The sequence below is a fragment of the Corynebacterium marambiense genome (assembly GCF_016342275.1).
Lineage (GTDB): Bacteria > Actinomycetota > Actinomycetes > Mycobacteriales > Mycobacteriaceae > Corynebacterium > Corynebacterium marambiense.
This window is the reverse complement of sequence record NZ_JAEIOT010000004.1, coordinates 20461-46443: the sequence shown is the minus strand read 5'-3', so window position 1 is coordinate 46443 and position 25983 is coordinate 20461. Positions and strand designations below refer to the sequence as shown.

Below are 25983 nucleotides of genomic sequence, written 5' to 3'. Positions count from 1 at the left end.
GGAGCACCCCATGACCGAGCCCGATAATCAGCACGATGAACTTCGCCTCCTCATGCAGCGTGCAGACAGCACACCGTGGGGAAGCACCTGCAGTGAACTTTGGGCGGAGGCTGCCCAACTCGCCGTTGACAGTGACCGGTTGGAGGAGTCCCTGATCTGCCACGCTGAACTCTGTACGGCCTACTGCATGGACGGGCGGACCTACCGCTGTATCGCGCCCTTCTCCTACGTCGAGGAGATGCGTTCACGCCGACCCGATCTGTTCAGCGCCGGCCTGCACCACAAGCACGCCTGGAACCTCAAGTACGTGCTGTCTGCGGTTGCGAACAACCCGGATGTGCCCGTGGCCCAGTACCGTTCACTACTCGATCTGATGAGCGGATATTACGCGGAGCTGGGGGACCCGGGGCGTGCTGTGGCGATGCGCCGCCTGGGATTTCTCCGGAACACCGGCGAGGACGGAGTGGAGGACGCCTACGCCGAGTGGCTGAACCTCCCTGACTCCGAGCTCGCCGACTGTGCAGGCTGCAGCCCCGAACAGCGGGTCGAGTACCACGCCAGTCGTGGTGAGTGGGAGACCGCCCGGGAGATCGGCGAGGCAGCACTCCCCGACATGGAGGACAGCTGCTCGTCGCAGCCCGAGGGCCTGCTCACCGAGCTACTCGAACCATGGTTGCGGACGGGGCAGGACGCCAGAGCCTGGTCCGCCCACGTGCGCGGATACCGCCGCTACCGCCGAGACCCGGCTGATCTCGCCCAGCACGCGGACCACCTCCGCTATCTCGCGCTGTCCGGCGCCGCAGGCAGGCCGGAACGCCTCGAGCGCGCCGAAGCGATCCTCATCCGTCACCTGCCCTGGTGGGAACGTGCCGAGGACCACCGGGACCTGCTGAATCTCGCCGCCGCCGCCGTCGTTCTCCTCGATCGGATTCCCGGTGCCACGGACCGCACACTGGACGTCACGCTGCCCGGTGAGAACCTGCCGTGGGTGACCGGCATCGAGACACTTACCCGTCCGACCCTCGCCGAGGCGCGCGCCTGGTTCCTCACTCTCGCCACGATGATCGCCGAACACTTCGACGCCCGCCCGGGCATGGAACACGCCGTGCACGTCGCGTCGCTGCAGAGGCTCATCGACCCAGAACCCGTCGCTCCCCTGCCCGCACCGGCGGAGGGTACCGTCGCCGACGTGTCCGGTATGTTCACCCCCGACGAGGCCGACTATAGGGTCGTCGCTTCCACGGAGACCACCGCCGGTCCCGCCGCGGACGCGGCTCCCGGCCGGGACGGTGGCGGGGATGATGAGCCGCCGGTGGTCCCCATCGATGTCACCGGCTGGTGGCGCGGCAATGGTCTTGCGGAAGCCCTCGCCGCCAACGCCGCAGTGGGCCACGAGATCGAGACCGTCCACTGGCACCACGCGGTCCACCTGCTCCTCGACCATCCCGGGCTGCGCACCAGCCCGGAGGCCGCCGGTGTGCCCAAGGACCTGGAGCATGCGTGGCGCCGTGCCGTCGAGGACGCGGAGTGGTTCCTCGGGATCGACCTCGCCGCCGAGCCCGATGCGGCGGCCGCTACGACGGAGGATCCCGCGTACCGGTTGATCGAGGACGCCGCCGCGGCCCTCAACTCCGGTCGGGTTATGGAGGCCTGCCAGGCAGCCGATACGGCCATGCGGACCCCGTCCGCGGAACCCGTCGGTGTCCGACTGGCGGCCCTGCAGTTCCTCTCCCGGGGTGCCCGCGACGCCGGTTACTTGGACGAGGGCATCGACTGCGCCCGGCAAATGCTCAACCTCTGCGCTGCCGCGGAACTACCCGGCCTGACGTTCATCGCGGCACAGACACTCGCGGAACTGCTGATCTCCGCACGCCGGTACCATGAGGCCGCCGAAGTTCTCGAGACCGCGCTGATGAAGACCTCCGAGTATCCCGGCTCGCGGGCTGAGCTGGATCTGCGGCAGTCACTGGTCCAGGTCTTCGCCAAACTTGAGTTCCATGATGAGGCCGGTGAGGAACTGCTCAAGATCGCCGCGCACATGGCCCGGCGGAAGGAGCGGGAGCGGGAGCTCGGGGCGCTTCAGCAGGCCGCCGTCGCATTCGACCACGCCCGGGAAACCCGTCGTGCGGTGTCAACCTGGCACCGGATCATTGAGGTGTCCCGTTCCATGTGGCAGGAGGCGGGCACCCGTCTCACGGCGGGGGACAGCGCTGACGAGCAGTTGCAGGAGCGGGTGGACAAGTACCGCGAGGCTTATGCCCTGGCGCTCTACAAGTGCTGTGCCACGGCGGTGAATCAGCCCGGATACGTCGGTGACGCCGACATGGCCGTGGTCGATGGTCTCCTCGACACCCTGCGTGCCCTGGTCAACGATCCCGAACACCCGGGGCCGAAGACCCCGGAGTGGAGGGAGGCCGATTGGTTAGTCGACAAGGCGTACATGAATCTCTATGCGATGCGGTTCCTCGCCGCGGTGGACTACGCAACTGCGGCGGCGTCCGGATTCGAGCGCCTCGGCGAGCCCGTGGACCGGGCACGTGCCCTGATGATGGCGTCCGATGCCCGGTTCTACGGTGACGAGCCTTCAGAAGCCGTGGCGATCGCGCGTGAGGCCCTCGAGGTTCTGTCCGGTAAGCGTTTCATCGGTCATCCCGTGCGGAGGGCTGCCGAACAACGGATCAGGGAGATCGAGAACAACTGACAATCGCGTCCCTCGGAACCTGTACAGCAAAATGAGCCCGGTAAAACTACAGTGGAGGGTGCACTCCTGTCGCCCCGGATCCTGCTGTGCCAGGCGGGGACCCAATTATGAAGGGACACACCACACATGGCGCTACCCATGGTCACCCACGCCCGGGTGGAGAGCTTCCTCAGGAGCGAGGAACTCAATTTCGACCGGGACGAGGACGGTGACATTGTCGTCGGTTTCCAGGACATCATCTTCTTCATCACCATCGAGGATAATCTGCTCCGTGTCGCAGGCTGGTGGCGCGGGGAACTGACGGACGATGATGCCGTCGAACGGGCTGTGACCGCAGCCAACATGCTCAACAGGGATCTGGTGATACCGAAGACCGTCGTTGCCGGGAACGGGCCGAACGTCATCTTCGAGAACGCTCTCCAGACCTCCGAGGGTCTCACCGATGACCAGCTCAACGCCTACCTCGTGGGGTCACTCCAGAGCAGTTTCCACGCGGCATCGAAGCTTGCCGAGGATCTGCCCGACCTCCTGCCCGCCACCGAAGAAGAGGACAACTGATGGCCTGGTTCAAATCGAATAACGCCGTTGATGAACCTACCCCGGTCACCCCGGAACGGTTGGAGGCTGCCCTTGCCCGCCAGGAACTGAAGGTGCAGCGCGATGAGGGCGGTGCCCCCCGGTACTACTGCTTCATCAACAACCTCCCTTTCATGTTCATCGCCGCGTTCGAGACATCGGTGGTGGTCAGCGCCTCGACCTTCGGGCGGCTTCCCGTTGAGCGGGAGGACGAGGTGCTTGAGTGGGCGAAGGCCTCTAACGCCGGCACCCACTACATCACCGCCGTCATGAACAGTGACGATGAGGGTGTCTTCCTCAATACCGACTGCGCCATCTTCACCGGCGCCGGGCTGACGGACATACAGCTGGACAAACAGCTCGAACTGATGATTGTCGGAGCGTTGACCGTGATGGAAAATTATTGTTCCGAGTTCGGCATCCCCGTCGGGGAAGAGAGCTAGATATCCCGGACGGGGACGATTCGCCCCCCAATGTCTCCTGGACCCCGGAGCGGATGTAGAACGGAGCCGGAGCCTGCCGTCTCACACAGTGTTCGACGTTCGGCGTGATGGTGGCGAACCCGGGAGAGAGAAAGGTCGACACCGCCGGTCAGGAGTTCTCATTCGGGGTTTCGCGGAGAGCAGCAGCGGGCGTGATACTGCGGAGTGCGCGAACGGTGTCGAACCCGGGTTCCGGCTCGTGAACTAGACTGTTGAGACAGTGAGCCCATGAGCCTTCCCCGCAGCTTTTTGTTGCCGGGGAGATTCGGGGCTGACGGTGTCCATGAAAGCCGGAAGATGCAGGGGTCCACGGGTGAATGATGCAGAGCGCGAACTGGCGGCACTTGTGCCGTTGGCGGCCGGTGGCGACCGGTCGGCGCTCCAGCGGATCATGGAGATCGTGCATCCGATGGTGCTGAGGTACGCCCGTGCCCGGATCGGCGGCGGGCGTCATCCCACGCCCGATGACGTTGCCCAGGAGATCTGTCTCGCGGTGGCGACCTCCATCGCCAACTATGTTGACCGGGGGCGCCCGTTCATGGCTTTCGTCTACGGGATCGCCTCCAACAAGGTCGCGGATGCACACCGGTCGCTGTCGAGGGACCTGTCGAATCCCACCGATGATGTTCCGGATTACGTCCGAGACGGGGACACCCCGGAAGACTATGTGCTGGTCAGTGATGGTAGTAACAGAGTGCACGCACTTCTCGATTCATTGAGTGACAAGGCGCGCGAGATTGTCACCCTCCGGGTGTTCGTGGGCCTGTCTGCGGAAGAAACTGCGCGAATCGTGGGGAGTACCCCCGGAGCAGTCAGAGTTGCCCAGCACAGGGCGCTCGGAGCATTGCGGAAGAAGCTGAATGAGCAGGAGCACCAGGCATGAGTGACCGCCGAACCGAGGGCGCAGGCGTGAGTGCGGGACAGGACGACAACCTGTTCCTCACCGACGCCTTCCTTGACGACCTCGCCCGCGGCGTTGACCCTTCTGGGGGAGACGACGAACTTGCCGGGCTGCTGCTCGGTCTCAAATCGGAGGTCGACGCACCGATGCCTCCCGTGCCGTCGCTCGAAAAGCTGCGGCTGTCGGATGCGGCACCGGTGACGACGCGGTTCGCCCCCGTCGAAGAATCCGCGGTGGGGGAACCTCCTGCCGCCGATGGCGGTGCACAGGTACTCAGCCTCGCAGGTCGTCGCAGGGGGGTCCCTGGTTTCGTCCACGGCCTGATCGGCGCGGCGGCGGCGACTCTCGTCATCGCTGGTGGCGGTACTGCCGTGTACAACGCGGAACCCGGTAGTGCCCTCTGGGGTGTCAACACCGCCATGTTCGGTGATCACGCGTCCGTTGTGGAGCTTGCGAGCACCCTGGAGGAAGCGGACAATCGCAACGCCAACGGGGATGTAGCCGGTGCCCTGGAGCTTCTCGAGCAAGCCAAGCTCATGGCGAAGGAAATCAACGCGCGCAACGCCACCAAGACGGACGCCGACAAGCGCCCGCAGGCTCCCCGCACTGTGACAGTCACGGTCACACCCGAGCAGCAGGAGCCGCCGGAACCCGCGACGATCACCGTCACTTCCACCATCGGGATTCCCCCGTCTGCCCCGAGTCCTCTGCCTGCGGCCCCGTCCGGGGCACCCGAGGTTCCGCAGCCGGTGATTCCCCCGTCCACCTCTCCGTTACCGGTTCCTGACGGTTCCGGCGACACCACCGAGACGTTGCCGGTGCCGGATGATGGTGAGGGACAGACCGCCGACAACGTCGGTGAACCGGTGGTTCCGGGTGTCCCCGGAATCTCGACGACTGAAGCGATCATCGTACCCGGTCAGTGACCCGGCCCAGCTACCGCGAAACCCCGGAATCCTGTCTGAGGAGTCCGGGGTTTTCCCTTCGTTGGTCGGTGAGAACAGCAACCTATCGGTCGTGTGCTACTTCGCCTCCATCCCGTCGAGGAATCCGAGGCAGTAGTCCCAGGGGACATACGCCGAGGGGTCGGGGCGCGCGGATGGCTCATGCACGGGGGACAGCTCCCCGGCGAGGGTGGCGCGCATGTTCGCCGCCATGATATCCCAGTCGTAGTAGTGCTGTTCGTCACAGTCCTCGCACATGAAGAACACTCCGAGAACTCCCCGGGGTTCCAATGCACGGCGGAATTCGCCGACGAGCTCGAGATCCTCGCGGACCCGCTCGCGTTCCTCATCGCTGAGCGGCGGCAGTGGTTCGTCCGCCTCGAGGAACGACGCGGGGTCGTTCGGGTCACCCGCGAAAGGATCCGGCGGCATCATAGAATCAAAGTTCACACAGGCCACCCTAAGGGTGTGGCCGGTAAACAGCAACCAAAGACAGGCGAAACGAACCCACGGTCGGTGACCCCCGCGACCACCCTGCGCGCTACTGTTGTGGGTTATGGCACCTCTCCGGACCGATACAACTCGGACGTGTCTCCGGGCCCGATCGTGAGAATGGGCACCGAAAGCCGTTCTGGGGAGGGAACCCTGTGTCTATTCAGCCCCACCACCCGAGAAAAGGATGACTCACCTTGACTGACAACCACGTCTCCACCGGGGGCGATGACCCGAACAAGGTCGCTCTCGTTGGACTCACCTTCGACGATGTCCTGCTGATCCCGGACTCCTCCGATGTGATACCCAGCGAGGTGAATACATCCTCCCAACTCACGCGCAACATCCGGCTGAACATCCCGTTGATCTCGGCTGCGATGGACACGGTCACGGAAGCACGCATGGCCATCGCGATGGCGCGGCAGGGTGGTATGGGCGTCCTGCACCGCAACCTGTCTGTGGAGGACCAGGCCCAGCAGGTGGAGATGGTGAAGCGCTCCGAATCGGGCATGGTCACCGATCCGATTACCTGTACCCCGGACATGACGATCGGCGAGGTGGATGCCCTGTGTGCCCGCTACCGCATCTCCGGTCTCCCCGTCATCGACGAGAATCGCACGCTCGTGGGTATCTGCACCAACCGGGACATGCGCTTCGAACGAGACCTGAATCGGAAGGTCGCCGAAGTGATGACGGCGATGCCCCTCGTCGTGGCGAAGGAGGGCGTGGCGAAGGAAGATGCCCTCCAGCTGCTCAGTGCGAACAAGGTGGAGAAGCTCCCGATCGTCGATGACGAGGGGCGTCTGGTCGGGTTGATCACGGTGAAGGACTTCGTCAAGACAGAGAAGTACCCTGACTCGTCTAAGGATTCCTCCGGGCGGCTGCTCGTGGGCGCGGGCATCGGAACCGGTGAGGATTCGTGGGGCCGCGCTGCGGCGCTCGTCGACGCCGGTGTCGACGTCCTTGTGGTGGACACTGCGCACGCCCACAACCGGAGTGTGCTGGAGATGGTGTCCCGGGTGAAGAAAGAGTTCGGCCACAAGGTCGACGTCATCGGCGGTAACCTCGCTACCCGCGCTGCGGCGCAGGCCATGATCGATGCCGGCGCGGACGCCATCAAGGTCGGCATCGGCCCCGGCTCCATTTGCACCACCCGCGTCGTCGCCGGTGTCGGCGCGCCGCAGATCACCGCCATCATGGAGGCCGCCGTGCCCGCGAAGGCGGCGGGCGTGCCGGTCATCGCCGACGGTGGCATGCAGTTCTCCGGTGACATCGCCAAGGCACTGACCGCCGGCGCATCCACGGTCATGCTCGGTTCGCTGCTCGCCGGTACCTCGGAGGCGCCCGGTGAGACGGTCGTCGTCAATGGCAAGCAGTACAAGATGTACCGCGGTATGGGCTCCCTCGGCGCGATGCAGGGCCGTGGGCTCAGTGGCGAAAAGCGGTCTTTCTCCAAGGACCGCTACTTCCAGGCCGACGTCAAGAGCGAGGAGAAACTCGTTCCCGAGGGCATCGAGGGACGTGTCCCGTTCCGTGGTTCGATTGACGCTATCACCCACCAACTCGTCGGTGGCTTGCGCGCAGCGATGGGCTACACGGGTTCCGCATCCATCGAGGACCTGCAGCGTGCGCGCTTCGTCCAGATCACGGCTGCCGGTCTGCGGGAATCCCACCCGCACGACATCCAGATGACGGTCGAAGCCCCCAACTACTATCAGCGCTGAAGCCACCGCTTTGCCCACCGGGAGTTGACCAACCGGTGGGACCCAAAACATCCAAGGAGCATCACCCATGCGTGACATCGTCGAAATCGGAATCGGGCGCGAGGCCCGCCGCAGCTACGAGCTCGCGGACATCCAGATCATTCCCTCCCGTCGGACACGGTCGTCGAAGGACATCGACACCTCCTGGCACATCGACGCCTACACCTTCGACAACCCGTTCCTCTCCCATCCGACGGATGCGTTGGCTTCACCGGAGTTCATCGTGGAGATGGGGCGCCAGGGTGGTCTCGGTGTCATCAACGCCGAGGGGCTGTGGGGGCGCCACACCGATCTCGACGCCGCGATCGCGAAGATCGTGGAGGCCTGTCGCATGGAATTGACGGGGATGTCCGGTCCGCTGGGTTTCGGTTCTCCGAGTACCCGGGTCCTGCAGGAACTGCATTCCGCCCCCATTGACGAGGACCTGCTCTCAGCGCGGATAGCCGAGGTACGCGCCTCCGGAGCGACCGTTGCCGTCCGGGTCACTCCGCAGCATGCACGGGAACTCGCGCCCGTGGTCATCAAGGCGGGTGCTGAACTACTGTTCATCCAGGGCACGATGATCTCCGCAGAGCACGTCGCGACGGGGGGTGAACCGCTTAATCTCAAGGAGTTCATCGGTTCGCTGGACGTTCCCGTCATCGCGGGTGGGGTTGCGGACTATACGACCGCTCTGCATCTCATGCGGACCGGAGCTGCGGGAATCATTGTCGGTGGTGGGACGAACACCAATGATCTCGCGCTGGGCATCGGTTGCCCGATGGCCACAGCCATTGCGGACGCCGCAGCAGCCCGTCGTGATTACCTTGACGAGACGGGCGGCCGCTACGTGCACATCATCGCCGACGGGGAGTTTGATTCCTCCGGGTATGCGGTCACCGCGATCGCCTGCGGTGCCGACGGAGTCATGCTCGGTCGCGCGCTCGCCCGGGCCCGCGAAGCCGCTGCGGGTGGCTACTTCTGGCCACACACGGCGGCACACCCACGGTTCCCCCGTGGCGCTGTCGAACCATCCTGGGCGGACATCGTCAAGTCGGCGGATTCGTCCGATGACAACCTTGACCAGATGGCGCGGCAGCCCTCCCTGGAGACGGTGTTGCACGGTCCTTCCACCGACCCCAACGGCCTGCTCAATTACGTCGGTGGGTTGCGTCGGGCGATGGCCAAGTGTGGGTACACGGACCTGAAGAGCTTCCAGAAAGTTCAGTTGTCCGTCCGTTCCACCGTTTTCTGATCCCTGGCGTTCGTCCCGTCGGTACGACGCAGTACCGGAAGAAGCAGCGTGCAGCTCCGGGTGCGGTAAAGTACGTCCCGTGACTGACTCAAAGCAAGCTACCGCATCGAATCACCGCCCGGTGCTCGTCGTCGACTTTGGCGCCCAGTACGCGCAGTTGATCGCTCGCCGGGTGCGCGAGGCACGGATCTACTCCGAGGTTGTCCCGCACACCGCCACGGTCGAGGAGATCAGGGCCAAGAACCCCGCCGCGCTGGTGCTCTCCGGTGGCCCGGCGTCGGTTTACGCGGAGGGCGCGCCGGAGCTGCGTCCCGAGCTGCTCGACCTGGGGATCCCGGTGTTCGGTATCTGCTACGGCTTCCAGGCCATGACCCACGCCCTCGGGGGCACCGTGGCCAACACCGGGGACCGCGAGTACGGGCGTACCGACCTCAACGTCAAGGGCGGCGTACTGCACGACGGCCTCGAAGCGATCCATAAAGTCTGGATGAGCCATGGTGATGCCGTGCACGCCGCACCGGAGGGCTTCACCGTCACCGCGTCCTCCGTGGGTGCGCCGGTCGCCGCCTTCGAGTGCGCGGAACGGTCCATGGCGGGTGTCCAGTACCACCCCGAGGTCCTGCACTCCCCGCACGGTCAGGAGGTACTCACCCGCTTCCTCACGGAGATCGCAGGGATCGAGCAGAACTGGACCGCCGCGAACATCGCCGACGAGCTCGTCGAGGCGGTCCGCGCCCAGATCGGCCCAGAGGGGCGCGCGATCTGTGGTCTGTCCGGCGGCGTCGACTCCGCCGTGGCCGCAGCGCTAGTGCAGCGTGCCATCGGTGACCGGCTGACGTGTGTGTTCGTGGACCACGGTCTGCTGCGCGCAGGGGAGCGGGAACAGGTCGAGCGGGACTTCGTTGCCGCGACCGGAGCGAAGCTGGTCACCGCCCACGAACAGGACTCCTTCCTGTCGAAGCTGGCCGGTGTGACTGACCCCGAGGCCAAGCGTAAGGCCATCGGTGCGGAGTTCATCCGCTCCTTTGAGCGTGCCGTCACCGGTGTACTCGAGTCTGCACCAGAGGGATCGTCGGTGGATTTTCTGGTGCAGGGCACCCTTTACCCGGACGTCGTCGAGTCCGGTGGTGGATCCGGTACCGCGAACATCAAGAGCCACCACAATGTCGGTGGTCTACCCGACGACGTCGAGTTCGAGCTCGTTGAGCCGCTCCGCCTGCTGTTCAAGGATGAGGTCCGTGCGGTTGGTCGTCAGCTCGGCCTGCCACAGGAGATCGTCAGCCGTCAGCCGTTCCCCGGTCCTGGGTTGGGCATCCGCATCATCGGTGAGGTCACAGCCGAGAGGTTAGAAACGCTGCGTGCCGCTGACCTGATCGCCCGCACTGAGCTCACCGCAGCAGGCCTGGATGAGGAGATCTGGCAGTGCCCCGTGGTACTGCTCGCGGACGTCCGTTCTGTTGGCGTCCAGGGCGACGGTCGCACCTACGGGCACCCGATCGTGCTGCGCCCCGTGTCCTCCGAGGACGCGATGACCGCTGACTGGACCCGGATTCCCTATGACGTGCTGGAGCGCATTTCCACCCGCATCACCAACGAGGTCGCCGACGTTAACCGTGTCGTTCTCGACTGCACCTCGAAGCCCCCGGGAACGATCGAATGGGAGTAGCTTCCACGTCCCTCCTAGCGCATCCCGGGGATCACTCGCAGGCGACGCCGTCGCCGTCCCGGTCGAGCTTCCGGCTGTACCCGGGGCTGCCTTCGTAGAGTGGTGCGGCACCTGCCGCACGGGCCTCCCGGCAGTTCGAGAAGTGCGTGGACGCAGGGCGGGCGGGTGTCGGAGCGGGGGCGAGAAAGCCGTGCATCCGGGTGTCTGCCTCCGGCTCAGGCGCTGGCGCCGGTTCCGGTGTCTGTGTGCTCGTCGTCCCGGCGGCGGTCTCGGTCTCCGTGCTTGTCTCGGTCCGGACCTCCGTGGTGCTGTCCGTGACCGTCACCCGGCCGCCCGTGTCCTCCCCGGTCGACTCATCCGGGTCATTGCAGGCCATGAGCAATCCCAGTGACATGACGGCCCCGAGAGTGAGGGATGTGATCCGCGCGATGCGTGCGGGGCCGGATGCGTGCTGGGGTGACATGGTTTTCCTCGATTCGGGTGGCTGAACGGTGCGGTGGGGATACTGGGAAGGTCCGGAGAAACTCTCAGTTCTCCACGTTAGGAGATGCTGACCGGGTGATCTGCCGTATTCCGGTCATGTACCGCATCCGGGGGTACAGGATCCGCTGCTTCCGGTCCGGGACAGTGGGAAACCACCCGGGCGGAGGAACTCCGCGTGGGCTACTGTGGGGAAAAGCCGCCCTCCAAGGTGGTCAGCTCTGCCCCCGGGCGCCGGATGACCGGTCATGGCCCGGACGGTACCCGTCGAAGAATAGGTGGCAGTCAACGTGGACAGGAATCCCGCACGTATCGTCCTCCCCGGTGTGATCAGTGCTCTGATCGCGGTCGTCGTGATGATCTTCATGCTCCTGGTGGTCGAAGGTGGCTCGATCGCCACCGCGATGCGGCTGGGGTATTCCGGGCCGACGCTCCAGGCGACGGCAACAGGTACCGGCGACCTCGATCCGGAGGAGCAGGTGGAGCTGCAGCGCGAGATCGCCGAACTGGCGGATTCCCGTGGGGTGTCGGTGTTGGCATCTCGTAGTGATGGTTCGGGGGTGTTCGCGGTGCATGACCCGGACGGTCGTTTCCACGTCGAGGGGGCGGGTGAGCTGGATGCTGAGCTTGGGAAGGATCGCACCCTGGTCTCCACCGCACTACCGGAGAACTTGAAGGATGCGCCGTTCAACTCGGAGCTGTCGGGTATGTGGTTCATTTATGTGGCGGTGTTCAACGGACTGCAGGACGATCCGATCGCGGGAACATTCCCCGCCGGTGCCCTGGTGGGCAAGACACCGGTCGTGGCGCTGCAGGGCTTCGAGGTCCCGGGCCCCCGGGACACGTGGCTGTTCGCCGGTGACGGGGCACCCGAGCTCGCAGGCACCGTCGGGGATGTTCTCCGGTCCGCCGGTCTCGACGACGTGGAGACCACCGTGGCGCTGCCCCGTTCCGGCAGTGACTTCGCCGGTTCCACGTTCGGGAAGTTCAGTGTCGCGACGATGCTGCTCCTGCTTGCCGTGGGCGTCGCTCTCAGCGTGAGCCAGCTACGTCGTGTCGACGGCCGGGCAGGGCTGATCCGGTTCGCTTCCGTGCTCGCCGCGGGTGCCGGGGCCGGCGTGCTCGCGGTGTGGCTGGTGTACCTCGTCAGGCTCAGTGCGACGACGCTCGTCGGTTTTGGCACGGTGTTCACCGTCGGGCTGCTGTCTCTGCTGTTGTGTGCCGTGATTTGGGCGGTGATCATCGGGGCCGTCCTGATCATCCCCGCGAAGATCTCCCTCGGCGACCTCGGGAAGGGGAGAGCTGTGGTGGACCGGAGGCGTGGTCTGCCCGGGGACCTGGCGTCTGTTCCGGGATGGGCGGTGCTCTGTGTCGTCGGTGGTCTCGTCCTCGGTATGGCGCTCACCTTCGCGACTGCCCGCAGTGGCGGGGAGATGCGGGAGCTGGGGGTCGCGGCGAATGAACCGGACCGGCCCGTCAGCGTGCTGCGGACATCCGACGTGGATCCCGAATTCCAGGCCCAGATGGAGGAGATTTCGAAGGCGTTCGAGGTACGCCCCGATCTACGGGTGCTCGCCGGGGAGATGGAGGAGAATCCGGGTCTCACCGCGCAGATCCCCGTCGCCGACGACAGAGTCCTGCTCATCGTCGGGCAGCCGGAGTCGATCCCGGCCACCGGCCAGCTCCGCCAGGGGGTCGCCGTGGTGTGGGGGGACACGGAGGCCATCACCGATTCCGGTGTCACCGACGGCCTCACCGTCATCCGGGAGGGGAACGATCCCGCGGCGGTGTCAATGCTGGACGGCACCGGTGCACCGAACCGTCCGGACAACCGGCCCATCGTGGCCCTCACCCCGCGAGACTTCGAGCGTCTCGACCCCGACCTGCTCCCGGGGACACGCGAACTCGCCGAATCCGTCACGTGCCTCTGCGACCCGGATGAACTCGACCGGGTGGCGTCTCCGCTCACGGCCCTGGCAGTCGGCGGGCTATCGGACAGCTATATCTATCCCATCGCGCGTGACGGCGTGTACACCGATGTCCAGCGATCCTCGGCCACGGCGGCCCTGCTGACCGCGCTGCTGTTCGCGGTGGCCCTCTCCGTGTTCTACCTGCTGACACTCACCGCCGGTGCCCGGATGTGGGAACGCCGTCGTGCCGACTACGCGGCAGACCGGGACGCGGGGGTCAGTGGTTTCGTGCTGCACCTGCGTCGTCAGTTGTTCACCGCCGTGCTCATCACGGTTCCCGTCGCCGCTGGTTTCATGGTGGCCTACCGGCAGATCGCGGGCGGTGATCCCGCCCCCACGTTGTACGGTGCGCAGCTCGCGGGAGTATGGGTCGCTGTGTTCGTCGCGCATCTGCTGGTCGGTCTCCCGGGGTTCGTCCGGGTCAGAGAGCTGCTCCGTATGGAGGGCGGTGACTCGGAAACCGGCCACGACGGCCGAGACCGTGGTAGCCGGTTCGACGGTCTGCGGGAGCGGTTCCGGGCCGTTCTCCGTGGACGGGAGTGACCCGCCGGTTATTTGGTGTGGACCACGACCGTGCCGATTCCGTTGCTGATGTCGAGGGTGAGTCGTTCGCCCTCGGCACCGGGGTTGTAGTCACCCGGGGTGCACACCAACTTGCCGACCCCGTTCGAGCAGGTCACGGTGACTGGCACATCGGTCGGCAACCACACGATGGTCTTGCCTACCCCGTTGGACACCTCCACCTTCCGGCTTTCGGCCAGGGGTTGCAGTCCGCGCAGGTCCAGTTCGGTTTTCCCGACGCCGTTGTCCACGTCAGCGGGGAGAGTAGCCCCGGACGTTGGGGCGATGCGGGTCGATCCGGTGTCACCTCCGACCTTGAAGTTGATCCTGGGGGTATTGCCGACTGTGATGGTCAGGGCCACGAGGGCGCCGATTCCCAGGATCAGTGCGGATTTTCGTAGACCTCCTCGGGAGAGGAGCCCCACGCCGATCCCGGTTCCCCCGATGAGTGCCCCGAGACAGGACGTCCAGGCCAGAGTAGGAATGGCAAGAGCGAAGAATGCCGTGCCGACGCTGAGCGAGATCAGCCCGATCCCGCCCGCAGCCCCGATCATGAGGGCGATGATCCCGCCTGCGGTGAGCCACCGGCTCCTGGTGGGTGGCGGTGTCGGGACGGGACCCGGCTCCGGGAGGTTCCACAGCTCGGGTACCGTGCCCAGCGGATCCCAATCGGGCGGCACCGGCTGTGCATCCGGAATGTCGTAGCCCTTGGCAGGCTTCAGGTGCACGAGACCGGGGTTCGGCGAGACCTTTATCCGACTGTCTCCGGAGTCCGGTGACGGGTTTCCGGTGGCAGGGCCTGCTTCGGTGTCGGAGGTTTCGGGGGAAGTGACGAGCAGCCCCTCCGGGGGGACCGGTTGACGGCTGTGCAGCAGCCACCATATGGCGAAACCGAGGAGCGTCGTGAGCAGAGTCGACGAGGACAACAGGTCGGAGGAACTGGCAGGCCAGGCGATCAGTAGCATCACGATGATCAGCGTGTAGCCGAGTGAACGTTCGCTCTTCAACCGGGGGTCGGAACTCGCCCGGACGATCGCCTCGACCGGGGACACCGGGACGGACCAGCGCGGCATGATGAGCCACGCCAGGAGATAGAGTAGTACTCCACCACCGCACAGGGCGGCGACGACGAAGGCGATACGAATGAGCGTGGGATCGACGTTGAAACGGGTACCGATTCCCTCGCAAACACCGGCGATCTTTCCGTTTCCACCCTGGTCGGAGGGAATACGGGGCGGACGGGTCGCCCACATCTGACGCAGGGTGTCGCTGAGGTCACGGGAATCGGGGGCCGTAGGGGGAGGTGTGCTGTCCATGTCTTCATTCTGATCCCCGGAACGGTGGCGGCACATCAGGGACCACCCTGAAAAACAAGAAATCAGGGTGGTCCCTGATGCTCCCTGATGAGACCGGTGCGATCATTGAGACCATGGCGACACCCCCTGCTCCGGCCCAGGCACCACCACGGCCCTATCCCCGCTTCACCCGGGTCCGTCAGGGGCGCGTCATCGGGGGAGTTGCGACAGGGCTGTCCCGGCACCTCGGGGTCGATGTTCGGATCGTGCGGTTGCTGCTCGCCCTCAGTTGCCTGCTCAGCGGTGCGGGTGTGCTCTGTTACGCGTTGATCTGGGTGCTGTTCAGTCAGACGGACGGAGAGCCTGTCCCGGGGTCGCCGGAGACATCACGGACGGATCATCTTCTGGTCGTGCTCGCCATTATCGGTGCGCTGGTGGCCTTCGCGCTTGTCACCGGTTCGACGGCGGTGAGATGGTGGCCGCTTCTGATCATTGGTCTCGGAGCCGTCATTGTCTGGCGCACCTATGACCGCGGCATGGATTTCTCGGAGCTGCGTGGTGGAGTACCCACGCTCCTGGCTGGTGGGACGCTCGTGCTCACCGGCATCATCCTCGTTCTGGTGAACTGGGAGAATCGGCAGGCCTTCGGGACGACTCTCATGGCGGTTCTGCTCACTCTCGCGGGAGTCGCGGTTCTCGGGGTGCCGTTGTGGTTGAAGATGTGGGAGGAACTCACCCGGGAACGTGCGGAACGTCTCGCGGCCGCCGAGCGTGCCGAGATCGCCTCCCGGCTGCATGACTCGGTCCTGCAGACACTTGCGCTGATCCAGAAACGCGCCGGGGAGGACACTGAGATCGCCGGACTCGCCCGCAGTCAGGAACGTGAACTCCGGCAGTGGTTGTTCGGACAGCAGGAGAACGCCGCGGCAGGTGCCGCCGCCACCGTGTTCGCCGCGCTGGAACTCGCGTGCGGGGAGGTGGAGGACACCTACTCCGTCCGGATCGCACCGGTCACCGTCGGCGCGGACAGCCCTCTCACCGAGACCACCCGCGCGGTCATCCTCGCTGCCAGGGAGGCCATGGTCAACGCTGCCCGGCATTCCGGTGTGCGGGACATCGACGTCTACGCGGAGCATCTCGCTGGTGAATTGTCCGTCTACGTCAGGGATCGGGGACGTGGTTTTGACCCGGATGATGTTCCGGACGGGCATCACGGTCTGGCGGGATCCATCCGGGGCAGGGTGACGCGGGTTGGCGGCACGGTGGTGGTGAAATCTGCGCCCGGTGCCGGAACGGAGGTCATCCTCCGAGTACCTGTTTCAGATGGGTAGTCTCGTGGTGAGCGGGTGAGACGGACGAGGAGAACGGATGACGGCATGATCACGGTGTTTCTGGTGGATGATCACTCGGTGTTTCGCGCTGGGGTGCGGGCGGAACTAGCCGGAGTGGTCGACATCGTCGGGGAGGCGGGCACCGTGGCGGAGGCGGTGGCGGGAATCGTCGCCGTGCATCCGGAAGTGGTGCTTCTCGACGTCCATATGTCTGACGGTGGGGGAAGCTCTGTGATCCGGGGCGCCCGGGGGCGTGGTTCGGACGCGATCTTCCTCGCATTGTCCGTGTCCGACGCAGCCGAAGACGTGATCTCCGTGATCCGGGAGGGCGCCCGGGGCTACGTGACCAAGACGATCTCCGGGGAGGAGCTCGCGGACGCGGTGCGCCGGGTTCGGGACGGGGACGCGGTGTTCTCCCCTCGGCTCGCCGGGTTCGTCCTCGACGCCTTCTGCGCGCCGGACGCCGGTGCAGGGGCCGGGGTGGTTGATGCCCCCGAGGCGGACGCGGCCGTCGAGAAGCAGCGGGATGCGCCGTCGTCGGATCCGCTTGTCGATGCGCTCACTCGCCGGGAACTTGAGGTTCTGCGGCTGCTCGCCCGTGGCTACACCTACCGGGAGATCGGTGCGGAACTGTTCATCTCGATCAAGACGGTGGAGACACACGCCTCGAACATTCTGCGTAAGACCCAGCAGTCCAACCGGTATGCGCTGACCCGGTGGGCGCAGTCCCGCCAGCTGGACTGATTCCACACCCATCCACCTGGGTCGATCTGACAACCATCAGGTGCGGGCTTGAAATCACCGCCCCGGGAGGGTTGACTGAGGGCGTGGATAGAACAGGTGTTCGAACAGGGTGGGGTGCGGTGCAAGCCCCCGACCTTACTGGGCTGGACCGCCCAGCACGTGTCCGCGCCCTGAAGTCCGCCCTCGCGACGATGGATGGCGGGGGTGGCGGGGCCGGTACTGGCCGTTTTGCTGACCTATGTCCGGTGCGATCCCCGGGGCCCATCGACGGTGACCGGCCCCATCCCGTCCCCGGGAAAACCGCCCGCGATCTCCCCGGCGTGATTCCGGTGCCGACAGCACTCGCCAACCTACTTCCGGGAGGTGGGATCCCGCGTCGGTCAATCACGGCTGTGGGGGACTGTCCCGCTCTCATCGTCGAACTCATCGCCACCGCGACCGCGGACGGGTGCCGTGTCGCCGTGGTTGGGTGGCCGGATCTCCTGCTCACCGGAGTCGCCGATGCAGGCGGGGTCCTCGATGCGGTCGTCGTCATCCCGGACCCCGGAGACCGGCCACTGTCCGTCACAGGCATGCTGGTCGAGGGAATGGACCTGGTGATCCACCACGGAAGTGGGGACGCGCGGGTGAGCGCGACACAGGCCAGACCACTGCTGGCCAGGGTCCGTCGGGGCACGGCGGCGCTGCTCACTGTCGGCGCACACGTCCCGTCACCGGCCATACGCATCGGTGCGGATATCGTCACCTACCACGGTATCAGTGTCGGATTCGGTCGTATCCGGGGCTTCGACATTGATGTGGAGATCACGACGAAAAGTGCACCACCCCACCGGGTGCTGCTGCGGGTGGGATGCGGCCCGGTAACCGGAACGCAGGCAGCCGCGGGGCCTGGTGACCGGGAGGCCGGTCTGCGGGTGGTACGGGCGGGATGAGCTCCACCAGGGTTCTGGCGTTATGGTTCCCCGACTGGCCCGTTCAGGCGGCGGTGCTCGCCGGGATTGCCCCCGCGGACGGCGCTCCCGTGGCGGTGGCCGGGACCGGGCCGGCCCGGGGTGTGGTGAAGGTCTGCGGGGCCCATGCCCGGGCATCCGGGGTACGCCGCGGTATGAAACTGCGGCGGGCGCGTGAGCTCTGCCCGGCGCTGACACTGATCGATGATGACCCTGATCGTGACGCCCGTCTGTTCGAGCAGGTGCTCGCAGGCGTCGACGCCGTCGCCGCGTCCGTGGAGGTTCTGCGGTCGGGACTGCTCGTCGTCGACGCTGCTGCCGCGGCAAGGTACCACGGAGGGGAGGACACTGCGGCGCAGCGGCTCATCGACGCTGTGGCCCTGGCCGGGGTGGACTGTTTCGTCGGGATCGCCGACGGGATTGCCACTGCACTCATCGCCGCCCGGGTTGGTGCGGTGGTACCCGAGGGGAGATCGGCACGGTTCCTCGCGCCGCGGTCACTCCGGCTGGCGGTCGCGGAGGAATCACTCGACTGTGACCCCGCCATCGTGGAGACCCTCACGGAGCTCGGGGTGCGGACCTTCGGTGACCTCGCGGCCCTCCCCGCAGCAGCGGTGACGACCCGCTTCGGAACCGCGGGTGAGAGCCTGCACCGCTTGTCCCGCGCAGAAAGCAGACGGGGAGTGGTCCCTGCACTTCCGACGACCCCGCTCGCGGTGGACCACGAACCCGATGCGCCTGTCTCCCGTGTCGATGAGGCCGCGTTCCTCGCCCGGGCACTGGCCATGCGGTTACACCGGCGCCTGGCCGACGCCGGTCTGTGCTGCCGGCGCCTGAAGGTGCAGGCCACGCTCCTCACTGACGGGAAAGAGAGCGTGTTTGAGCGGATCTGGCGTACGCGCGAACCGCTCACCGAACAATCGACGGCGGAGCGGGTGCGTTGGCAGCTTGACGGATGGCTCACGTCCCGCACAGCGGAGACCCCCGACACCGGAGTCCCGGACGACGGGACCCCGGACTCCGGGATCATCCGGTTGACGCTTGACCCGGTGGAGGTCACCGTCCCGGAAGCCACGGGACTGTGGAACACCGGTACTCCGTCGGCGCGCGCTGCAGGACGGGCACTCGCCCGGGTGCAGTCGGTGTTGGGGGTGGATGCGGTTCTCCGTCCGCAGCCCTCCGGGGGTCGGAGTCCGGTGGAGCGCGTCGAACTCGTCCCGGTCGGGGATGAGCAGGCTCCGGTCCGTGAGGACTCCGCGTGGATCGGGGCATTACCCGGACCACATCCTGCCAGGCGGGGAGGGGGATCCGCGCACCCGGCGTCCCGTGTGTGTCTCCTTGACGCTGCGGATCATCCGGTACAGGTGACGGCTGAGGTCCTGCTCGATCGCGCGCCGTACACGGTGTGCTGGGGTGCGGCCCGGTATCGGGTCACCGGGTGGGCTGGGCCGTGGCCCGTAGACGAACGGTGGTGGGATCCGGACACCCGGGTCAGGTGCGCACGGATACAAATTACCGCCGACGGTGGGGGATCGGATAACACAGTTCGGCAGGCGTGGTTGTTGATGTGGTTGGCGGGACGGTGGCTGATCGAGGCTAGCTACCGTTGACCGGCCCGACCCTATCTCCGTAGGATGTCGATGACCAGCCGGGAGGGATTATCCAGAGTCTGTACAGAATAGGGGTGCTTGCCACCGTTCACACCGATGACGAACTGGGTTCGCCCCTCGAAGCTCCCGCTGGAGGTCACCCCGGCGACGATGGGACCGGGTCCCACCGTCGTCCCGATCTGGGGAGGATCGATGCCGAGGGTGAAGGGATACGTTGTGCCGTCAATGTTGACCTCGAGTGCGGAATCACCCGGGAACTCGATGGGGAAACCGCTGCCCTGCTGGACAGGACGGTCGTTGTAGTCGATGAACCACCCCGGGGCCCCGTCACCAGTGAGGTCGAAGACCACGCGATCGAAGCCCTCGTGCGTTCCCAGTCGCACCCCGGTGACCACAAGCTGTGAACTCGGCTCCGGACGCAACGTTTTCATCGTGGTGTCGGCGTCCCCCAGCGGGGTGAGACCGGCGTCGGCCCGCGCGGTGCCGGTGGTGTCCGTCGCCTCCTGGCTGATCGGCGCGGACGTCTTCGTCATAGTGGAGGTGACTGTGCCCACCGCAGTGACAGGTTCAACCGAACGGTCCTCGTCGCCGGGGGCGTCGCAGGCGGAGACGACGAGGACTCCGGCCAGCACGAGAACCCCGGCGGTGCGTCGCGGCGAGAATTTCACAGGCGGGAGAATCATGGCTTCACGGTAACTGTCGCCGGGGCATCGGCGAAAGCCCTCAGCCGAATTGAGCACGATCGTGAGAGAATTGTTGCGAAAACACCCCCGCTCCGTTGAGCTGCGGTTGCCGCCCGCCTACGTCTGATCCGGTCGCGGTTATTCTTGGAACATGAGTTCCAGAACTGATTCCGGACGCCCCCCGAGGTGCTCCGACGATCATCGTGAACCACTGCCGGGAACCGCGAAGAAAGGAACCACCTACCTCATCGTCGAGCATGCCCACGGATGGGGACGGGATGTGCTCGACGGCGATGCCCTCGGAGCGGAACTCACAGGGCGAATCAGGGAACTCGTGGACTCGGCAGGGGCCGCGTTCCACCTGATCCGCCGTCCCGGACGGGACACGCGAGAGGGGGCTCCTGTCCGGGCGTACCTGATCTTCACCTCATCGCCCGATCCGGATGCACCACCACCGACGATCGAGGCCTACGACTTACCCGGCGGGATGGAAGACATCTTCGCCCTGGATCTGAGCGGGCCGGAACTCAACACCGCGCTGGGGGCGCGCCGGGTCCCCCACCCCCTGGTTCTCGTCTGTACCCACGGTAAACGGGACCTGTGCTGCGCGGTGAAGGGGCGTCCGATGGCGAGTGCCATGCGCGCCGCGGCCTCCTCGATGGAGACGCTTCTCCGGAGAAGGAACGGGGACCCCTGCGCTGTCGGGGGCGCGGAGCAGGCCGCGGGGATCAACGACACGGTCGATGTGGTGTGGGAGTCCTCGCATACCGGCGGACATCGGTTCGCACCGTCGATGATTCTCCTGCCCTGGGGATACTCCTACGGTCGGATGAGCACAGATCAGGGGATGGCGATGCTGGCGACCCTGGCGCGTGGTGAATTGCCACTACCTGGGCTGCGAGGCCGCGGATGCTACGACGGGCCCGGTCAGGCCGCCGAGGTCCATGTGGCGGCGGAACTGTCCGCGAAAGGATACCCGGTGGCGCCGGGTGAACTCGTAGTATCCGCAGTGGAAGATCCCGCCGGTACCGATACCGTGCGCCGTACGGTCGCCCGGCCCGGTGGGGGCCGCTGGTCGGTGGAGCTCCGGCACCGCGAGCTGCCTCCGGTCCTGAAATCCTGCGGTAAGGAACCCGCGGCGGCGGACACCTGGTGCGTGATCGGGTTCCGGAGTCTGGATCCGGGTGAGTGAATCCGCTGATCATTCGCCGGACGGGAGATGACACAACTGAACTTCCTCGGTCGATGTGCTGCTCATCGTCGATTCCGGGTACCCGTTCCATATCGGTGGGGTCGGGACGGTTGTCGACCAGTTGCTGGCGGCGAATCCGGAGCTGAGCTTCGGGATCGTCCATTTGTACCCACCGCTACGGGATACCTGCGTCAGTGCGCTGGATCGACGTGGTGTCACTGGCTGACGCCACCGCAGGTCCCTGCCGTCCCGCGCCCGGCCCGGTGGAGCAGATCCCAGTACTTCTGACAGCCGCCGGTGGCGGTGACGCAGTTGCCCTGGGGAGGCTGTGTGGATACTTGGCAGGCGATATTTCCGATCATCGGGTACCCCGGCCCTCGTCGATGAGCTTGCTGCGTGCTGACTTGTGACGGGGCCTGCGCGGGTGGTAGTCAGGACGCTCGTGGATGTCGTATTGAGACTTTCCGCACGGAGCTAGCCGGATGTCGGTGTCGTTCACGCGCAGTCCGTGCGGTGGGCGGGCGCGCTCGGGGTGCTGGTATCGTTCCATTGGCTCTGGCGCTACTCATCCTGACGGTCGTAGATATCGTCGCCGCGATGTGGGGGTCCGGGAGTGTCGGAGAGTCGTCTCCGAGTCCTCGTTCGAACTGGACTCGGTCGATGTCGCTATCGTCATGGAATCGACATATCCCTTTCTCAAAGGCGGGGTGCCTGTGGTGGTTTATGACATCAGCACCCACAATCCGGACTTTGCATACGTCATCCACATCGTCTGAGCCTCGACCGCCATCGAGAGTACCTCTACGGAGTTCCGGCCAACGTGGCCTGGATCGATGTCATCTACCTCTCCCCCGAGGAGATGACTTCAACGTCGCGGTCCATGATCGCACGGGGCGGGGGACAGATCCGATGGCGAGGTGACCCAGTGGTTCGTCTCCGCACTCGAATCGGGAATCAATGGAGATCCCGCGCAGTTGTGGCAGTTGTGGTCCGAATCCGTCAACCCGCAGACCCGGACCTGGCGGCTCTGGCTAGTCATTCGGACGCGGGCAATGATGGAGGCCGCCATCCGGGCGACGCCCGACCATGACGACGCCACGGTCGGGAACCTGTTTTGGACCGTCCGGGACTTCTTCTCCCTCGCTTACGCACTCATCGACCGCATCCACGCACCGGCGAAGATCTATCATGCCCACACGACGGGCTACGCGAGCCTCGTCGCATCCGTTGCGGCCCGGCAACATGACGGTGCCTTCCTGCTCACGGAACACAACCTCTATATCCCTCTATATCCGTGACACGGTGAACACCCTCCCTGGTCGTACGATGAGTCTCCCGGTCACCCGGAGCAGTCACCTTGGGCTGCCTACCAACACCCTGGAATATCTGTGGACCCGGTGGTGGATCGAGATGGGGGCGATCCTCTATCCTTCGGCCGACCACATCACCTACCTGTATCCCTCGGCCATTGAGGAGGCTGCAGCGCTCGGGGGAGACCCCGCCAAATCCGAGTGCTCCCCAACGGAATGCGCTGGGAGGACTTCGCCGAGGGACGGGACATCCGGGAAGCGGTACTGGCCGAGATTGCCGCGGGGTCCAAGAAGCAGTGGCGCTTCGCCTGTATCGCCCGGCCGTTCCCATCAAAGGCATTTACGAACTACTGAGTTCCGTCGCAGCTCTCGTGTCCGGGGGACATGAAGACATCATCGTGGACATCCTCGGGCCGACGGACCACCTTCCCGAATACTACGAGAAGTGTGTCGACTACGCCCGGGAACTGGGCATCGAGGACTACGTCAACTTCGAGGGGACAGTGAACATCCGAGAGCGGCTGCACACCTACGATGGTCTGGTTCTCGCCAGCTTCAACGAGGGGCAACCCATCGTCGTCCTCGAAACCATGGCCTGCGGTCTCCCGGTCGTGGGCACCGATGTTGGCGGCATGGATGAGCTCGTCTGTCTGCCACTCCCCGGACCCGACGGCGAGGTCGTTGGGCCCTGCAGCGTCCTCGTCCGTCCCGGAGACACCGAAGCCCTCGCCCGAGGGATCGCATCGGTCGTCGAATCCGGTGAGCTGTACAAGACCTGGCACCTCAACGCGCTCGCCCGGCTCCGTGGAACGTTCCTCATGCCGACCGTGATGGCCAGGTACAACGCACCGCTGTCTCGGCGCCGGTGGTCCTGACGTCGTCCGTGACCGGACGGCGGATCTTGGGAGTGGTTCGGGCGATATTGTCAGCGCGATCAGCGTCGCCGAGGTCAGCGAGAACTATCCGGGGCGACGGTGGCTTCGGGTCAGTTCATACGAACAGAACTGGCGTCGCGCGCTGGCTGGGGTACGTCGCTCATCCGTCGTCCGTAACTGCGTCGGGAAGGTCACCGGGGGAGCGCGGGGCGTCGGTGGTGCGACCGCCCGCGCCGCGAGTCGGGCCGTGCTCCGCGTCCTGGGGCGTCACTGACGGACAGATACGTCATCTATTCGTTCACTCCCGGAGCGTCCCCGTAGCTATGGCTCTCGCCGTGGCTGGGTACGTGACCTGAAGCCGGAGATCCCCGGTGTCGGGAGTCACCGTTGACGCCCGACACCGGGGATCTCGTGTTACACCGGCTCCGCTACCGGCGTAACGGGGAGCTCTGAACTGCCTGAACTGAGCTAGCGGCGCATGACCTTCTTGGATAGCCAGTTGCCCAGGAGCTGGGTGATCTGCACGATGACGATGATCGCCAGAGTGGCCACCAGCGTGACCGACCAGTTGAAGGACTGATATCCGTAGGTAATGGCGAAATCACCGAGACCGCCACCGCCGATGATCCCGGCCATCGCCGACATGTCGACGACGGCGATGAACAGGAAGGTGTAACCCAGGATCAACGGTCCGAGTGCCTCGGGGATGATCACCGAGGTGATGATCTTCAGGGGGGAGGCACCCATCGCGCGGGCCGCCTCGACGACACCGGGATCGATGGACACCAGGTTCTGCTCCACGATCCGGGCGACCCCGAAGGTTGCGGCGATAGACATGACGAACATGACCGCATTCGTGCCGACGGTCGTCCCGATGACCTTCAGGGTCAGGGGGCCGATCGCGGCGATGAGGATGATGAACGGGATCGGTCGGATGAAGTTCACCAGCAGGTTGAGCGCGGTGTAGACGAACTTGTTGCGCAGCACCCCCTGGGAGCGGGTGCTGTAGAGCAGGACGCCGATGATCAGTCCGAGGAATCCGCCGACGATCATGGTCACGATGACCATGAGCAGCGTGTCACCGATCGCGTCGATGAAGGTACCGCCGAAACGGTCCCAGTCGAAGTCCAGTGCTTGGGTTGTGGTGGTCATCTGAGGATCTCCTCGATGTCGGTGGTGCGGTCCAGGGCGTCACGGAACGTCTCGATGGGGGCGTCATCGCCGGTGAGTCGGACGGTGACCTTGCCGAAGGAGTGGTGCTCCAGGGTGGTGATACCGCCGTGGACGATGTTGATGCTCACGCCGGCGGAGCGGGCATGGGCGGCGGCGGTGAAGAAACCCGAGTTCTCGGTGAGGTTGATGGTGAACAGTCTTCCCTCGCCGGCGAGGAGATCGTCGGCCTCCACCTGATCCGGGGTATTGCGCAGGGTCGTGGCGACGAACTTCCGGGCCACCGGGGTCTGTGGATTGGAGAACACCTCATACACGCTGCCCCACTCGACGACCCTGCCGCTCTCCATCACGGCCACCTTGTTGGCGATCTTGCGTACCACGTCCATCTCGTGGGTGATCACGACGATCGTGATCCCCAGCTCCCGGTTGACCTTCCGGAGCAGGTCCAGGACATCGTGGGTCGTCTCGGGGTCGAGGGCGCTGGTCGCCTCATCGGCGAGCAGGAGCGACGGATTCGTCGCCAGTGCGCGGGCGATACCGACACGCTGCTTCTGCCCACCGGATAGCTGCTCGGGGTAACTGTCACCCTTGTCGCCCAGGCCGACGAACTCCAGGAGTTCCTGCACCCGGCGTTTACGGTCCGCGGCGCCGACCCCCGCGAGCTTCAGTGGGTAGGCGATGTTGCCCGCAGCCGTACGGGAGCTGAACAGGTTGAACTGCTGGAAGATCATGCCGATCCGGCGCCGTAGCTGACGCAGTTTCTTCTCGGACATGCCGACGACATCGACGCCGTCGAGGAGCAGTTCCCCGGATGTGGGGGTGTCCAGGCCGTTGATCATCCGGACCAGGGTGGATTTACCTGCACCGGAGTATCCGATGATTCCGATGATCTCGCCCGGTTCGACGGTCAGGGAGACGTCATCGAGAGCGGTGGTCGATGTTTTCTTGTTCGTGAACACCTTGGTGATGTTCCGGAACTCGACCCTGGTTCCCGGCTGTGAGGTGTCGGTGTCTGCCACGGTGTGTGCTCGATTCTGTGAGGAGGAGCAG

General features: G+C 65.4%; 22 protein-coding genes and 1 pseudogene. 17 read left to right on the top strand and 6 right to left on the bottom strand.

The window, feature by feature from the left end:
- The first annotated feature begins 10 nt into the window (after positions 1 to 10).
- The 5 genes from JDV76_RS00260 to JDV76_RS00240 all read left to right on the top strand — a co-directional run bounded on the left by JDV76_RS00260 (position 11) and on the right by JDV76_RS00240 (position 5586).
- Positions 11 to 2701, top strand: coding sequence for a hypothetical protein (locus JDV76_RS00260; protein WP_198734886.1), 2691 nt, complete (start codon positions 11 to 13; stop codon positions 2699 to 2701).
- Positions 2702 to 2827: 126 nt separating this feature from the next.
- On the top strand, positions 2828 to 3259 hold the full coding sequence (locus tag JDV76_RS00255; protein WP_198734885.1) for a YbjN domain-containing protein: 432 nt from the start codon (positions 2828 to 2830) through the stop codon (positions 3257 to 3259).
- Positions 3259 to 3720: a YbjN domain-containing protein gene (locus JDV76_RS00250; protein ID WP_198734884.1), complete on the top strand. Its 462-nt coding sequence runs from the start codon at positions 3259 to 3261 to the stop codon at positions 3718 to 3720. Before JDV76_RS00255 ends, JDV76_RS00250 begins: the two co-directional genes overlap by 1 nt.
- Before the next feature lie 352 nt (positions 3721 to 4072).
- Positions 4073 to 4642 (top strand): sigma-70 family RNA polymerase sigma factor, encoded by a 570-nt coding sequence (locus tag JDV76_RS00245; protein ID WP_323374257.1) that lies wholly within the window; start codon positions 4073 to 4075, stop codon positions 4640 to 4642.
- Positions 4639 to 5586, top strand: a complete 948-nt coding sequence (locus JDV76_RS00240) for a hypothetical protein (protein WP_198734882.1) — start codon at positions 4639 to 4641, stop codon at positions 5584 to 5586. The genes JDV76_RS00245 and JDV76_RS00240 overlap by 4 nt, the downstream gene beginning before the upstream one ends.
- 96 nt (positions 5587 to 5682) lie before the next feature.
- Here JDV76_RS00240 and JDV76_RS00235 read toward each other — a convergent pair whose 3' ends face one another.
- Positions 5683 to 6054 carry a DUF5319 domain-containing protein gene (locus JDV76_RS00235; protein ID WP_198734881.1) on the bottom strand — a complete coding sequence of 124 codons (372 nt, stop codon included), beginning with the start codon at positions 6052 to 6054 and terminating at the stop codon, positions 5683 to 5685.
- 239 nt (positions 6055 to 6293) lie between these two features.
- Here JDV76_RS00235 and guaB point away from each other — a divergent pair, with 239 nt between their 5' ends.
- The 3 genes from guaB to guaA all read left to right on the top strand — a co-directional run bounded on the left by guaB (position 6294) and on the right by guaA (position 10759).
- A complete protein-coding gene (guaB, locus tag JDV76_RS00230) occupies positions 6294 to 7820 on the top strand; it encodes an IMP dehydrogenase (protein WP_198734880.1) in 1527 nt (508 codons plus the stop codon).
- Between the two features lie 67 nt (positions 7821 to 7887).
- Entirely contained in the window at positions 7888 to 9093 is a 1206-nt protein-coding gene (locus tag JDV76_RS00225) for a GuaB3 family IMP dehydrogenase-related protein (protein ID WP_198734879.1), read from the top strand.
- Positions 9094 to 9172: 79 nt separating this feature from the next.
- The gene (guaA, locus tag JDV76_RS00220) at positions 9173 to 10759 is read left to right on the top strand and encodes a glutamine-hydrolyzing GMP synthase (protein WP_198734878.1); all 1587 of its coding nucleotides are present in this window, start codon (positions 9173 to 9175) and stop codon (positions 10757 to 10759) included.
- Between the two features lie 31 nt (positions 10760 to 10790).
- Here guaA and JDV76_RS00215 read toward each other — a convergent pair whose 3' ends face one another.
- A complete protein-coding gene (locus JDV76_RS00215; RefSeq protein WP_198734877.1) occupies positions 10791 to 11222 on the bottom strand; it encodes an excalibur calcium-binding domain-containing protein in 432 nt (143 codons plus the stop codon).
- A 307-nt stretch (positions 11223 to 11529) separates the two neighbouring features.
- Between JDV76_RS00215 and JDV76_RS00210 the strand changes: the two genes are divergently transcribed.
- Positions 11530 to 13752, top strand: a complete 2223-nt coding sequence (locus tag JDV76_RS00210; protein ID WP_198734876.1) for a hypothetical protein — start codon at positions 11530 to 11532, stop codon at positions 13750 to 13752.
- An 8-nt stretch (positions 13753 to 13760) separates the two neighbouring features.
- Here the strand turns inward: JDV76_RS00210 and JDV76_RS00205 are convergent, their stop codons facing one another.
- Positions 13761 to 15086: a PspC domain-containing protein gene (locus JDV76_RS00205; RefSeq protein ID WP_198734875.1), complete on the bottom strand. Its 1326-nt coding sequence runs from the start codon at positions 15084 to 15086 to the stop codon at positions 13761 to 13763.
- A 77-nt stretch (positions 15087 to 15163) separates the two neighbouring features.
- Here JDV76_RS00205 and JDV76_RS00200 point away from each other — a divergent pair, with 77 nt between their 5' ends.
- The 4 genes from JDV76_RS00200 (at position 15164) to JDV76_RS00185 (ending at position 19700) form a co-directional block, all read left to right on the top strand.
- Positions 15164 to 16396, top strand: a complete 1233-nt coding sequence (locus tag JDV76_RS00200) for an ATP-binding protein (protein ID WP_272487602.1) — start codon at positions 15164 to 15166, stop codon at positions 16394 to 16396.
- 48 nt (positions 16397 to 16444) lie between these two features.
- On the top strand, positions 16445 to 17140 hold the full coding sequence (locus JDV76_RS00195; protein WP_198735303.1) for a LuxR C-terminal-related transcriptional regulator: 696 nt from the start codon (positions 16445 to 16447) through the stop codon (positions 17138 to 17140).
- A 119-nt stretch (positions 17141 to 17259) separates the two neighbouring features.
- Positions 17260 to 18072, top strand: a complete 813-nt coding sequence (locus JDV76_RS00190) for a hypothetical protein (RefSeq protein ID WP_198734874.1) — start codon at positions 17260 to 17262, stop codon at positions 18070 to 18072.
- The gene (locus JDV76_RS00185; RefSeq protein ID WP_198734873.1) at positions 18069 to 19700 is read left to right on the top strand and encodes a DNA polymerase Y family protein; all 1632 of its coding nucleotides are present in this window, start codon (positions 18069 to 18071) and stop codon (positions 19698 to 19700) included. The genes JDV76_RS00190 and JDV76_RS00185 overlap by 4 nt, the downstream gene beginning before the upstream one ends.
- Before the next feature lie 11 nt (positions 19701 to 19711).
- On the opposite strand, the gene JDV76_RS00180 is transcribed toward JDV76_RS00185, so the two are convergent.
- Positions 19712 to 20383 (bottom strand): AMIN-like domain-containing (lipo)protein, encoded by a 672-nt coding sequence (locus JDV76_RS00180; RefSeq protein ID WP_376992975.1) that lies wholly within the window; start codon positions 20381 to 20383, stop codon positions 19712 to 19714.
- A gap of 151 nt (positions 20384 to 20534) precedes the next feature.
- On the opposite strand from JDV76_RS00180, the gene JDV76_RS00175 reads away from it, so the two are divergent.
- The 4 genes and pseudogenes from JDV76_RS00175 (at position 20535) to JDV76_RS00155 (ending at position 23760) form a co-directional block, all read left to right on the top strand.
- Entirely contained in the window at positions 20535 to 21575 is a 1041-nt protein-coding gene (locus JDV76_RS00175) for a sucrase ferredoxin (protein ID WP_198734872.1), read from the top strand.
- Between the two features lie 55 nt (positions 21576 to 21630).
- A complete protein-coding gene (locus JDV76_RS12975; RefSeq protein WP_198734871.1) occupies positions 21631 to 21801 on the top strand; it encodes a DUF3492 domain-containing protein in 171 nt (56 codons plus the stop codon).
- Between the two features lie 682 nt (positions 21802 to 22483).
- Positions 22484 to 22873: pseudogene (locus JDV76_RS00160) on the top strand (DUF3492 domain-containing protein); the annotation flags it as partial.
- Between the two features lie 308 nt (positions 22874 to 23181).
- Positions 23182 to 23760 carry a glycosyltransferase gene (locus JDV76_RS00155; RefSeq protein WP_198734868.1) on the top strand — a complete coding sequence of 193 codons (579 nt, stop codon included), beginning with the start codon at positions 23182 to 23184 and terminating at the stop codon, positions 23758 to 23760.
- Between the two features lie 468 nt (positions 23761 to 24228).
- Here JDV76_RS00155 and JDV76_RS00150 read toward each other — a convergent pair whose 3' ends face one another.
- Together JDV76_RS00150 and JDV76_RS00145 are read right to left on the bottom strand one after the other, a co-directional pair.
- Positions 24229 to 24912, bottom strand: a complete 684-nt coding sequence (locus JDV76_RS00150) for a methionine ABC transporter permease (RefSeq protein ID WP_198734867.1) — start codon at positions 24910 to 24912, stop codon at positions 24229 to 24231.
- Positions 24909 to 25952: an ATP-binding cassette domain-containing protein gene (locus tag JDV76_RS00145; RefSeq protein WP_198734866.1), complete on the bottom strand. Its 1044-nt coding sequence runs from the start codon at positions 25950 to 25952 to the stop codon at positions 24909 to 24911. Before JDV76_RS00145 ends, JDV76_RS00150 begins: the two co-directional genes overlap by 4 nt.
- Positions 25953 to 25983 lie beyond the last annotated feature (31 nt).